The organism is Bradyrhizobium sp. SZCCHNRI2009 (genome assembly GCF_032485115.1).
GTDB lineage: Bacteria > Pseudomonadota > Alphaproteobacteria > Rhizobiales > Xanthobacteraceae > Bradyrhizobium.
Genome location: NZ_JAUEUH010000001.1, coordinates 1,031,573 through 1,043,730 on the forward strand (window position 1 = coordinate 1,031,573; position 12,158 = coordinate 1,043,730).

General features: G+C 62.2%; 13 protein-coding genes. 7 read left to right on the forward strand and 6 right to left on the reverse strand.

Annotated features, from left to right (window positions below; all coding sequences use genetic code 11):
• Positions 1-113: 113 nt before the first annotated feature.
• From QX041_RS04640 to QX041_RS04655, 4 genes are all read left to right on the forward strand, one after another.
• The gene (locus QX041_RS04640) at positions 114-1,646 is read left to right on the forward strand and encodes an acyl-CoA carboxylase subunit beta (protein WP_009027335.1); all 1,533 of its coding nucleotides are present in this window, start codon (positions 114-116) and stop codon (positions 1,644-1,646) included.
• Positions 1,647-1,876: 230 nt separating this feature from the next.
• A complete protein-coding gene (locus QX041_RS04645; protein ID WP_315714530.1) occupies positions 1,877-2,344 on the forward strand; it encodes a hypothetical protein in 468 nt (155 codons plus the stop codon).
• Positions 2,345-2,520: 176 nt separating this feature from the next.
• Positions 2,521-3,240, forward strand: a complete 720-nt coding sequence (locus QX041_RS04650; RefSeq protein ID WP_315714529.1) for an alpha/beta hydrolase — start codon at positions 2,521-2,523, stop codon at positions 3,238-3,240.
• Positions 3,241-3,296: 56 nt separating this feature from the next.
• Positions 3,297-3,617 carry a hypothetical protein gene (locus QX041_RS04655; protein WP_315827353.1) on the forward strand — a complete coding sequence of 107 codons (321 nt, stop codon included), beginning with the start codon at positions 3,297-3,299 and terminating at the stop codon, positions 3,615-3,617.
• A gap of 356 nt (positions 3,618-3,973) precedes the next feature.
• Here the strand turns inward: QX041_RS04655 and QX041_RS04660 are convergent, their stop codons facing one another.
• From QX041_RS04660 to QX041_RS04675, 4 genes are all read right to left on the reverse strand, one after another.
• Complete coding sequence (locus QX041_RS04660) at positions 3,974-4,600, reverse strand: peptidoglycan recognition family protein (RefSeq protein ID WP_315749652.1); 627 nt, start codon at positions 4,598-4,600, stop codon at positions 3,974-3,976.
• Between the two features lie 114 nt (positions 4,601-4,714).
• Positions 4,715-5,440, reverse strand: a complete 726-nt coding sequence (locus QX041_RS04665; RefSeq protein WP_316164577.1) for a hypothetical protein — start codon at positions 5,438-5,440, stop codon at positions 4,715-4,717.
• A 16-nt stretch (positions 5,441-5,456) separates the two neighbouring features.
• Positions 5,457-5,810: a hypothetical protein gene (locus QX041_RS04670; RefSeq protein WP_315749656.1), complete on the reverse strand. Its 354-nt coding sequence runs from the start codon at positions 5,808-5,810 to the stop codon at positions 5,457-5,459.
• A gap of 555 nt (positions 5,811-6,365) precedes the next feature.
• A complete protein-coding gene (locus tag QX041_RS04675) occupies positions 6,366-7,064 on the reverse strand; it encodes an N-acetylmuramoyl-L-alanine amidase (protein ID WP_315749658.1) in 699 nt (232 codons plus the stop codon).
• A gap of 1,557 nt (positions 7,065-8,621) precedes the next feature.
• On the opposite strand from QX041_RS04675, the gene QX041_RS04680 reads away from it, so the two are divergent.
• Positions 8,622-8,969 (forward strand): hypothetical protein, encoded by a 348-nt coding sequence (locus QX041_RS04680; protein ID WP_316164578.1) that lies wholly within the window; start codon positions 8,622-8,624, stop codon positions 8,967-8,969.
• 98 nt (positions 8,970-9,067) lie between these two features.
• Here QX041_RS04680 and QX041_RS04685 read toward each other — a convergent pair whose 3' ends face one another.
• Together QX041_RS04685 and QX041_RS04690 are read right to left on the reverse strand one after the other, a co-directional pair.
• Positions 9,068-10,072 carry an alpha/beta hydrolase gene (locus tag QX041_RS04685; protein ID WP_316164579.1) on the reverse strand — a complete coding sequence of 335 codons (1,005 nt, stop codon included), beginning with the start codon at positions 10,070-10,072 and terminating at the stop codon, positions 9,068-9,070.
• 111 nt (positions 10,073-10,183) lie between these two features.
• The gene (locus QX041_RS04690) at positions 10,184-10,882 is read right to left on the reverse strand and encodes a winged helix-turn-helix domain-containing protein (protein WP_315749664.1); all 699 of its coding nucleotides are present in this window, start codon (positions 10,880-10,882) and stop codon (positions 10,184-10,186) included.
• Between the two features lie 75 nt (positions 10,883-10,957).
• Here QX041_RS04690 and QX041_RS04695 point away from each other — a divergent pair, with 75 nt between their 5' ends.
• Positions 10,958-11,272 (forward strand): NIPSNAP family protein, encoded by a 315-nt coding sequence (locus QX041_RS04695; protein ID WP_315749665.1) that lies wholly within the window; start codon positions 10,958-10,960, stop codon positions 11,270-11,272.
• A 46-nt stretch (positions 11,273-11,318) separates the two neighbouring features.
• Positions 11,319-12,137 carry an isocitrate lyase/phosphoenolpyruvate mutase family protein gene (locus QX041_RS04700; RefSeq protein WP_315749666.1) on the forward strand — a complete coding sequence of 273 codons (819 nt, stop codon included), beginning with the start codon at positions 11,319-11,321 and terminating at the stop codon, positions 12,135-12,137.
• The last annotated feature ends 21 nt before the right edge of the window (positions 12,138-12,158 follow it).

Consider the following 12,158-nt stretch of genomic DNA (forward strand, 5'->3'; position numbering starts at 1 on the left):
AATTCCGAACTGTGGGAGGAGGGGTGGCACGGCCGAAAGCGGCTTTCCGGCTCCGAAATAGCCGTGATAGAAGGCCGCCAACAGTCACGACATCGGGAACGGGCGGGAAGCGCATGAAGGACATCCTGGACACCCTCGAGGAGCGGCGCAAAGGCGCCAAGCTCGGCGGCGGCGAGAAGCGCATCGAGGCGCAGCACGCACGCGGCAAGCTGACGGCGCGGGAGCGCATCGAGCTGCTGCTCGACAAGGGCTCGTTCGAGGAGTTCGACATGTTCGTCGAGCACCGTTCGACCGAGTTCGGGATGGAGAAGACCAAGGTCCCGGGCGATGGCGTCGTCACCGGCTGGGGCACCGTCAACGGCCGCAAGACTTTTGTGTTCGCCAAGGACTTCACGGTGTTCGGCGGCTCTTTGTCCGAGACCCACGCGCTGAAGATCACCAAGCTGCAGGACATGGCGATGAAGGCGAGGGCGCCGATCATCGGCCTCTATGACGCCGGCGGCGCCCGCATCCAGGAGGGCGTCGCGGCGCTCGCGGGCTATTCCTACGTGTTCCGCCGCAACGTGCTGGCGTCCGGCGTGATCCCGCAGATCTCGGTGATCATGGGCCCGTGCGCCGGGGGCGACGTGTATTCGCCGGCGATGACCGACTTCATCTTCATGGTGAAGAACACCAGCTACATGTTCGTGACCGGCCCGGATGTCGTGAAGACCGTCACCAACGAGGTCGTGACCGCGGAGGAGCTCGGCGGCGCCTCGGTGCATGCGACGCGCTCCTCGATCGCCGACGGCGCCTTCGACAACGACGTCGAGACCCTGCTGCAAATGCGGCGCCTCATCGACTTCCTGCCGTCGAACAACTCCGACGGCGTGCCGGAATGGCCGAGCTTCGACGACATCGAGCGCGTCGACATGTCGCTCGACACGCTGATCCCGGACAATCCGAACAAGCCCTACGACATGAAGGAGCTGATCCTGAAGGTCGTCGACGAGGGCGACTTCTTCGAGATCGCGGAAGGCTTCGCCAAGAACATCGTCACCGGCTTCGGCCGCATTGCCGGCCGCACCGTGGGCTTCGTCGCCAACCAGCCGATGGTGCTGGCCGGCGTGCTCGACAGCGACGCCTCGCGCAAGGCCGCGCGCTTCGTCCGCTTCTGCGACGCCTTCAACATCCCGATCGTCACCTTCGTCGACGTGCCGGGCTTCCTGCCGGGCACCGCGCAGGAATATGGCGGCCTGATCAAGCATGGCGCCAAGCTGTTGTTCGCGTACTCGCAATGCACGGTGCCGCTCGTCACCGTGATCACCCGCAAGGCCTATGGCGGCGCCTTCGACGTCATGGCGTCCAAGGAGATCGGCGCCGACATGAACTACGCCTGGCCGACGGCGCAGATTGCGGTGATGGGCGCCAAGGGCGCCGTCGAGATCATCTTCCGCGCCGACATGGCGGATCCGGAGAAGATCGCCGCGCGCACCAAGGAATACGAGGACCGCTTCCTGTCGCCGTTCATCGCTGCCGAGCGTGGCTACATCGACGACGTCATCATGCCCCACTCCACCCGCCGCCGCATCGCCCGTGCGCTCGCCATGCTGCGTGACAAGAAGATGGAGATGCCGGCCAAGAAGCACGACAATCTGCCGCTGTGAGCGGCGGTTGAAGAGCAGGGAGGGCGGCGCACGGCGGGTCGCCGTCGTATTTGACGAAGTCTGGCGGCCGCCGCGCGCTGCCGCCGGATCGGCGCGGCAATCTGCGCCGTTTTCGCCCCTGGCGTTAAGCTTACGGCTTAACTAACCTTTAACGAAGGGTTTGCGGGAACTGGGCCGCTGGCCTAGCCTTTGTCGATCGCTGATGGGTCAGAAGAGTAGGGTCGCGTATCATGGCTGTTAGAACATCGGCATATCGGAATTCCAGAGTTCTGGTCGTCTGCGCGGCCGCCGCCGCGCTGGTGTTCTCCTCCGAGGCCGCGTCGGCCCGGTCTGGCGTTGCCGTGGCTGCGCCCGTGGCCGCCGGTCAGGCGGGGGCAAGCCAAGTCGTCCCGCCGGCGCCTGGCGTGCGGCCCTTCGTCCGTCACCACCACCGCGGCTATCGTTCCTATCTGCCGGCTGCCGGCGCGTTCGCCTATGGCGGCTATGGCGAGCCCGTGCCGCAGCAGATCCCCGAGCACACATCGGCCGATGTGCGCTACACCTATACCTACGACGTCCCGTGGGACTGGGTCCACCGCTTTCCGCCGAACGTCGTGCCGTCGGATCGCCCCTATGTGTCGAGCTGCCCGATGCAGACCGTGACGGTGCCGGGACGCCGCGGCGGCGATCACTCCGTCACGATCACCCGCTGCTACTGACGTTTTGAGCCAGCTCAATGCGACCCGTGTGAACCGGCGCTAGATTTCATCAAATACCGACCGGCCTCGCTCGCGCGAGGTCGCGAGGTGACGAGGCCCGGACTCCTAGGCACTCCGGGCCTCGTTGATTCTGATAGTCTCCCGTCATCGCGCGAGTCGGCGCGGGGGAGGCTCCAATGATCGAGACGACGGCGAGGTCGCGTTTTTTCATCGTGCGCATCTGCATGGCGCTGATGATATCGGCCGCCGCCGCTCAAGCCGCCGGCGCCGATGAGACCGTGACGATCGGCGGCTCCCGCGTCGCCCTGATCAGGCCGGCCTTGGTGCGCGCCAGCGTGATCCTGCTGCCCGGCGGCGACGGCGCCATCAATGTCGGCGATCGCGGCGACATTCACGGCCTGCTCGGCAACCAGCTGGTGCGCACGCGCAACGCCTATGCCGCCCGCGGGCTCGCCGTCATGGTCGCGGACGCCAGCACCGATTTGAAGGCCGCGGTGGACTACATGGCCGCGATCAAGCGGCCGGTGACGGTGATCGGGACCAGCCGAGGCACGTTGCGCGCCGCGGAAGGCATTGCCCGCGGTGCCCGGCCGGATGCGCTGGTGCTGACTTCGGGCTTCCTCAGCTCGGAGTCCGGCAGCTCCTCGAACGTGATGTCGATCCTGGGCTCGCCCTCCGCCTTGCCGCGGACGCTGGTCATTCATCACACCAGTGACGGCTGCAAGTTCACGCTGCCGGCGGGCGTCGATCCATTCATCAGATGGTCGGGCGGCCGCGCGCGGGTGAAGTGGCTGTCGGGCGGCGCGGAGGCGGGGGATCCCTGTCAGGCGCGCGGCCATCACGGCTTCAACGGGCTCGACGGGCAGGTGGTCGGCCTGGCCGCAGGGTTTCGCTGAGCGGCCGATTGCAGGTAGACTCCGCGGCAACACCAACATGGTCCGGAGGAAACTCGATGCCGTCAGCCATTTTCGTCGTTCGCGCGACCCTGCCTGATCCCGCCCGGCGCGATGAGTTCGATCGCTGGTATCGCGACGTTCATCTGCCCGACGCGATCAGGAGTTTTGGCGTGCGCAAGGCGTGGCGGATGTGGAGTCTCGCTGATCCCTCGGTGCATCAGGCGATGTATCAGTTCGATGCCATCGACGCGATGGAGCGCGCCGTCGGCGGCGACGAGATGAAGCGCCTGATCGCCGACTTCAATCGCGACTGGCCCGACGTGACGCGGACGCGTGAGAGCTTCGTACTGGCGGACGGATTTCCAGTTGATTCTTGACTTTGGGTGCATTCTCATCGAGCTGCGGTAGCCATCAATTCGCAAGTGGCCACCAAATGCTCGCAATCGGAGATGAATTTTCTTCAGCATCCGCACAATGGCCGAGCAGGTGTTCAACAATCTAGCAATTGTCTCGCTCGTACGGCGTCACTTTGGCTGAGGCCAGAAGAGCAGCTAAGCACAATTCAGCCAAGACGAAGAAACGCATTTTGCGCAGTTCGTAAGCAATCGGACAATGCGCACTTGGACAATAGCGTATTTCACCCAACTCGTAAGGCCGGTGCTGGATGCTCTCGGCGCTTTCGGAAATGATGGTCTCACGCGGTCGAGGCCCGCCAGCAAAATCTTCAACCGGTCTATATCTCCTTCAGGATTGCTTCTATCTCGGGTATCAAGTTCCGCCCGGGACAGTCGGTAGGGGCATGAAGTTTGTGGATGGTGACGCTGGACGTTGGAAGATTCCAACGAATTAAGAGCCACTTCAATAGGCCTCGCAATGCTTCTCTTTGCCCTGGGCGTACCACTTCATGTTCGAAGTCACCCTCGACAGCAATCTGAATGTAACCTCTAGGATCGTAGCCCGTATTAGTGTCACCGGCGAACCTTACATCCCGTCCCTCAGCGATGGAGCCCCTTGCGTCGATGTAGAAATGATAAGGTACATCGGGCCAGGATGGTTTTGACTTTGATGGTGAGACTCGACCTGGCGATTGCGAGAATGCCTGCAAGCCGCGCATCTTCGCCTCGATGCTCGTCGAGTTGTTACTGCGAACGCCCGTATGATGTATAATTATGCCAATTACAGTCTGGGCTGTCATTCCACCATTTGCCGGTTTCGCTCCCCATTGTTCGCGCGACACGATCTCCGGCTGCACGCCCTGAACATCGGGGTTTCGGTCAGCAAAGGACCGCTCGGTACCGGTCGCGCTGCAATTCGAAAGGGTTGCAGCGAGGGCGAGTAACAAAACGAGCTGCTTCCCCATGGCCATTCCTTCGGGTCTGAAGTCGAATAGAGCGTATCCGGGTGCTATTAGGAATGCCTGGACAATGGTCAGGGCGGCCCAAGCTGGACGATCGGCACCAAAGTTAGGCGCGCTTCAGCAGCTATTCTTAAAGTATGCTGTTGGATAGCCGCGCTGCTTGTATCCTTGTGCGGCGCTCTGGGCTGTGTCCCTGTTCAGCGGGCCGACTCCGACACAGTACCAGCCGGCGCGGAAGTTAGGATAGTAATTACGAGCATTTGTGTCGATGAGTTGTGCTTGAAGCGCATCGCTGATTCCGCGGGCGACACTCAGATCTTCGGAACAATATGCTATCGCGTAGTAGCCGCACCTGCGGCCCCCTTCTGAGGGCGGGTTCGGCTGCGTAGGGCTGGGTGCTAAAGCTGCGTTGGGCGCCTGAAGAGCAGCGGGTGCCATCGCCGTTGCAGGTCGGGCACTCGAGTTGGCCTTCTCATTTTCAGAGTCGGCCCTTTCAAAGACGGCATTTGCGAAGCAAGGGCTTGAGCCACTCTTCAACTCCCATACCATCTTGGCTTGAGCATTCGTAGTAAGAATGAGGTAGTAACAGGTAAATCCAGCGCCAGCGATCTGATAGTTCGATCCGCTCTCGCCCCTTGAACTCGTGATGGAGGCCTGACCGAGATTGGGTAAGCTAGCTTCGCGCGTCTGACCAATCTTGTTGAAGACGATGTGCGGTCCAGGCGGACTGATCGAAACCCACACGCCATCGAACATTTGTAAGGCATCGTCGGCGAGCGCATTTGTCGAGAAAGCCAATGATACGCTCGTCACCCCGGCAACGAGAAAGACGGGAACGCGCATCGCTCACTGCTCCGCGCTAGGGAGGATCTTTCTTGAAATGCGCAGATGGGAAACACACCGAGGAGCCGCCTTTGAGTTCCCAGGTCATCTCGCTATTGTTTATCTTGCCGACGAAGTATTGACACGAAAAGCCCTCGCCGGAGACTAGGAAGTTCGACCCGTTCTCGCCGTTTGAAACTCGGATGGCCGCCTGTCCTAAGACAGGAAGGCTGGCTTCACGAGAGTTGAGGCCCACCTTGTTGAAGATGAAGTGCGGACCGGGCGGATTGACCGAAACCCAAACGCCGTTGAAAATGTCCAGCGCGTCCGCCCGAGCGTTAGCGGTTGCAAAAACAAGGAGGTACCCAAGAGCTATCAAAAAACAGCGCATTGCGCTTCCCCTTCAGGTTAATATACTAAGGTCAAAAAGCCGTATGCGCGGCATTGCCAAGGCTACAACCACTGCATTAGGATTTCCAGTGTTTTGACGAGGCCCGGACTGAGCACGGAATAAGGGCAGAGGGGGATAGTATGTTGATAGTTAGGGTATGGAAGAGTGATTTCTCTTCGAAGCTTCTGGTGGCCGGCCTCTGCGCAGCCTTTTTCCTGCCTCAAGCCCAAGCGCAAACTCAAGGCCTTCTCGATGGTCGGTTGCTCGGCAACTGGCTCAAGAGTGGATCCGGAGACAATATTCGCTTTCTGTCAAATGGTGATTTGAACATTTCGTTTTCCGGGGCGGCAACCGTTTTCAACGGAGTCGGATCGGTCGAGAGGTGTGCCGATGGCGGCGCGAATATTTGCCTGGTCGGGCCACGCTTTAGGTGTGCCTACCGGTATGCTTTTGCCGGTGAAGGACTAAATCTCTCGTTCCGTACAGGTGGGCCGGACGTGGCCTGTAGAGCCGCGGCAGGCGATTACCGGCGGGTGGAGCCCTAAGCGACTGGGGCTACTTCCGTTCTGAATCGTGTCCATCGAGCAGTCCCGGCGGGGCTTTTGATCCATTGGTCCCGCAAAAACGTCTGCTGACGGTTTGAGTGATTGCTTGCGCTATTTGAGCCTGCATTGTCTCCGTTTGAAGATTGATTTCGTCCGCTCGGTTGACGATCACGCCCGCCTCAAGGAGCAGAGCCGGATAGAAAGCTTCCTTCAGCACGGCTAACCGATCATTCAGATAGATCCCGCGCTGCCGATCAATGAGTTTTCGCCCTTCACCGGGAATCTTCATCGCATGGTGCAACGAAGGCCGCAGTCCTTGCCTGATCAGTTCATCTGCCAAAATCTGGGCAGCCGCTAAGCTTTCGGCAAACTTGGGAGTGAGCTCAGACAGGAAGATCGAAAAGCCGGAAAATTCGTCGCTGTAATGGTTTGCTCGTCCGGCGAAGCTCCATTCATGGATGAATAGCGGCTGAACTGAATCGTGATGAATGGAGATAAATAGAGTTGGAGAATAGCGCTTTGCCTGGGCGACGCGGTTGAGTAGCTGTTCTTGACCTATGCCGTGTACGACCAGCACGCTCACAAGGTATCCCGACCTTGCAAGTTCCAATGAAACCCTGCGAGCGAGGTTGAGGTTGAACTCAAACTCCGGCACGCCGCGCGCGCTAGTCGCTCCGGGTTGCTCAGGCGTGTGGCCGACGTCCAGCATAACCTTCGCGATCGATGTGCAGTGCGGCGCAGACGCTGACTGTGATGCTGCGGTCGGTATCAGAGCGATACTGCTAAGGCTGCTCGCGAGAAGGACAGCTCGAAGGCAAGATAATGCTCGCATGGAGGCCCCGGTCCAAAGCACCGCTTCTAATGCACTTGTCGATGGAGACCGATCCGATCAATCATACGGTTGTGTTCGAGGGAACTGTTAGCAGCCGTCACCACTGCGAAGCCGAGATAAGCAGGCTTTCAACTGGGAAATCCGCCTCGAGTAGGCGCTCGCCAAGCAAGTTATATTCGTAGCACAGGCATTTCGATCGTTGGACAACCAACTCTTCTCGGTTGCAGCCAGTCGTGAAGAGCTGGCTGCGTCACCGTTGCTGCGAGCGTAAGCCTGAGCCGATGTATACAAAGCGTCAAGATTTTGATCGAGCTGAGCTAGGCCGCTGTCTGAACAGACAGTTCGTTCCGCCTCATTCAAGCGCGCGGAGCAGGAGAAGCTCGGAGAGACGGGGGTGCGAGGCGGTGGAGGTGGCGGTAACGGTGTCGGTGCCGGTGCCGGTACCGGGCTATCGGCTTGCTCGAAAGCAGCTGATTTGAAACAGATGTCCCCACCGCTCTTCAGCTCCCAGACCATTCTTGTCCGCTGGTTGGTGGTGAGTATTAGGTAGAAGCAGGTGAACCCTGGGCCCGAGATTCGGAAATTTGATCCGTCTTCTCCATTGGATGGACCTATCGTGGCTTGGCCTAGTATCGGCAAACTAGCCTCTCTTTGACCCAGGCTGATCGTATTAAACACGACGTGCGGTCCCGGCGGGTTAACTGCCACCCACACGCCGTTGAAAATCTGTGTTGGATCGCCCTGCGCCTGAGCGCCGACGGCTGAGGCTAGGGAGCTCAACAACACCAAGGTAATGGCACGATAAAACACTGCTTGCTCTGAACGTTTCTTCAATTCGGGTGCTCAGTCTAATCCGCTCGCCAGCGGCTGATCAAGCCATACTCGACTGGACCGCGTACGCTCCTCCCGAGGCCGGATCATTATTGCCGCGCCATGTCCGATCGTTACGTGCTGGTCATCCGAACGCGTAGTTCTCCGCCTATTCAAGCGTTCACTCACGAGCGTCGTCCTGAATCGTAGTCGGCAACATTGAACGTCGGGGCTTTCCGCACGTGGCTATGGCATTGGGGTGTATGGTCGCCGCAAGCGTCGCACTCGTTGCAACCTCGTCGGCCGCTGCACCGCCGTCAGCCGCGCCGCTCGACGATGGCGCCGCGGTGGAGCGCGCGATCGGCGGCGTGAGATGTCGCGGCTGATCGCGGACTTCAATCGCGATCGGCCGGGTGTGACGCGTATGCGCGCGAGGTCGTGCTGGCGCAGACGGTCGACGCATGCTCGGTGCCGCCGGAAGAAGCCCTTTCGGATCACGGGGACGACGTGTCGATGGTATCATGTGCGCGCCATTTGGCTGTGATCGACTAAGTTCAGCTCACGTTCAGGTGATGGGTCGAATACTCCCTTCATGCCCTGGCTCGTGCATCATGGAGGCGTGCGATGGAACGACGGAACTTCCTCAAGCTGGCATTGGGGTTCGGCTGCACGGCGGCGGCCGGCGCCGTGCTCCGCACCACCGATGCGGTCGCTGCGCCGCTCGCGCCATTGCCGCTGAACGAGGCGGCGCCTTCAGCCAGGGATCAGCACGTCGAGCCCGCGGTCGGTTCGCAGGATGAGGCCGACCGGCTCGCGCCGGAGCAGGTTCGCTGGGGGCATCACGGACACCATGGTCACGGACACCATTGGGGCTGGCGCCGGCGGCATTGGGGTTGGCGGCGCCGTCATTGGGGCTGGCGCCACCATCATCGGCACTGGCACCGCCATTGGCATCGCCGCCACCATTGGTGATCGGCGCAGCCGCATTGCGAGAAAGCGCAGTTTCTGGCGTGTGACCGCAACACGGCAGGGGTCGGCGTGGCGCGATCCCTGTCGCTCATTGTTTGCTTTCACCTGCCGAGGAAGTCCAGCAGCAGCCGGTCGTACGTCTGCGGCGCATCGAGGAAGACGAGGTGGCCGGCATTGGCGACCACCTCGGCGCGCGCATCGCCCATCCGGCTGGCCAGGCCCTTTGCCAGCTCGGCGTTCTGGCCCATCTTCGCTCTCAAGGCCTCGGGCGCGTTGGGCCGTCCCGGCGCGTTGTGATCGTCCGCGCCCATGATGAACAGCATCGGCTGCGCCAGCAGCGGGATCTCGTGCACCACCGGCTCGCGGTAGATCATCTGATAGGAGCTGACGAAGCTCTTCAGCCAGCGCGAATAGTCGGCGCTTTGCTTCAGGTTGAAGCGTGCATCGATGAACGGCGTGACCTGCTCCGGCGGCAGCTTCAGCGCGTAGTTGGTCTCCAGCTGCTTGCGATAGCCGTCCGCCGTCAGCCGGTCCTCACTCTCGATGATCTTTTCCGACGGGATCGGCGGCACGTAGACGCGATAGTCCTCGAGCCCGATCGGCGCGGTCAGCACGAGATGCGCGACGCGGTCGGGATAGGCGCGGGCGATGCGCACGGCCAGCATGCCGCCCATCGAATGCGCGACGAAATCCGCCTTGGCGATGCCGAGGTGATCGAGCAGCGTCATGGTGTTGCGCGCCAGCGCGTCGAAATGCAGCTCGCCTGCAGGCTTGGATGATTTGCCGAAGCCGACCTGGTCGGGCACCACGACGCGGAAGCCGGCGTCGGTCAGTGTCTTGATCACGGGCGCCCAGTAGCTCGAGGGGAAGTTGCGGCCGTGCAGCAGCAGGGCAACGCGGCCGTTCGGCTGCGCCGGCGCCACATCCATATAGGCCATGCGCAGCTGCTCGCCGTCATTGACCAGGGGCAGCAGGCCGACCGGATACGGATAGGGGAAACCTTCGAGATTGATGCCATAGGGCTCGCGCGGTGCCTCCGCCGCCGGGGCGACAGTCGGGGCGAGGGCGAGCAGGGCGGCACAGAAGGCGACAGCGAAACGCGACATGAACACTCCACGACGGACGTGACGAGATGGTCGTCAACCGTCACGCCGTGCCCCGCGTTCGCCTTGGCCGCAAGGCACGAGGGCCACGCTGCGATAAAGAGCGCGTGATCGTCAGTCTTCGGCCGGACCGAACAGCGCCGCGAAATGCTTTTCCCCGGCGCGGCTGAAATTGACCACGCGACTGCCCGGGGTGGCATCGCGCGCCGCCCATTTCAGCTCGGTGAAGCGCTTCATCAACGCTGCGCCGAGCGTGCCGGCGAGATGATGCCGCCGCGCGCTCCAGTCGAGGCAGGCCTTGCACACGGGCCGGCGCGGATGCGCCAGCATTTCCGGCGAGATCCGCAAATGCTGCGACAGGAAATGTTTGCCGTCCTCGGTCAGCACGATCTCCTGCTTGCGCCGGCGGACCAGCTTCTGCCGCGTCATGCTGTCGAGCATCTGCACGCCGAGATCGCCGGCGAGATGGTCGTAGCAGATGCGTGCTCGCCGCAGCTCCGGCTCCTTCGGCCCGGTGCGTACCCGCATGTGGCCGGCGCGCGCGGCAAGGCCGGCGAGCTTCTCCAGCACGTCGGCGACATCGGGATCGGCGAGCCGGTAGTAGCGGTGGCGGCCCTGCTTCTCCGGCTCGACCAGGCCGCCGCCTTCGAGCTTGGCAAGATGCGAGCTCGCCGTCTGCGGCGTCACGCCCGCTTCCTGGGCGAGCTCGGTCGCGGTCAGCGCACGGCCCGAGAGCAGCGCAGTCAGCATGTTGGCGCGGGCGGGATCGCCGACCAGCGCCGCCACCATCGCAATGTCCGGACCTGATTTCATACTTCGATGCTAGCCGAAGCATTCTCGCCCGGCAAGCGGATAGTGTCGACGATACAGAACTCACCGGAGGTTGTCATGACCATCACCGTCTTCATCCGCTATCGCATCGATCCGTTCAAGCGCGACGTGTTCGAGGCCTATGCCAGGCGCTGGCTGTCGATCATCCCCCGTTGCGGCGGCGACCTGATCGGCTATTTCATGCCTCATGAAGGCACCAACGACATCGCCTACGGCCTGATTTCATTCGACAGTCTCGCAGCTTACGAGCGCTATCGTACAGCCTTGCGCGGCGATGCCGAGGGCCGGGCGAACTTTGCGCTGGCCGAGGAGCACAAGCTCATTCTGGGCGAAGAGCGAACATTCTTGCGCAACGTCGTGGCGGCGCAATGATCGCGGCTCTATGCTGCCGCAACGCGAGGATGCATGGGAGGATGACATGACGTTGATCAACACGGCGGACAAGCGCGCGGCCTTTCGCAAGCTGCACGAGGCCGGCTGCTTCGTGCTGCCGAACCCGTTCGATGCCGGCACGGCCAAAATGCTGCAACATCTCGGCTTCAACGCGGTCGCCTCGACCAGCGCCGGCTTCGCGTGGTCGATCGGCAAGGCCGACACCGGCACGACGCTCGACGAGATGCTCGCGCATCTGGCGGCGCTGTCCGCGGCGGTCGACATTCCCGTCAACGCCGATTTCGAGGGCGGCTTCGCCGATGCCCCCGAGGGCGTGGCCGCCAACGTCACGCGCGCGGTCGCCACCGGCGTCGCCGGTCTGTCGATCGAGGACTCCACGGGTGACAAGGATGATCCGCTCTACGCGCGCGAACTGGCGGTTACGCGCATCCGCGCCGCACGTCAGGCGATCGATGCAAGCGGTGGGGACGTGCTGCTGACCGGCCGCTGCGAGGCGTTTCTCTGGGGCAAGCCCGACCTCAAGCTCGTGACCGACCGCCTCGCGGCCTATGCCGAGGCCGGCGCGGATTGTCTGTACGCTCCGGGGATCAAGACGGTCGAGGAGATCACGGCTGTCGTCAAAGCGGTGGCGCCCAAGCCTGTGAACCTGCTGATCGGCGCGTCGGGTCTGTCATTGAGCCAGGCCGCCGAGCTCGGCGTGCGCCGCATCAGCGTCGGCGGTTCGCTGGCGCGGGTGGCCTGGGCCGGCTTCGTCCGGGCGGCCAAGGAGATGGCCGAGCAGGGCACCTTCACCGAACTGGCCAATGGCTATCCCGGGGGCGAGCTGAACAAGCTCTTCGGTTGAGATCAGGCTGCGCGCCCGTCC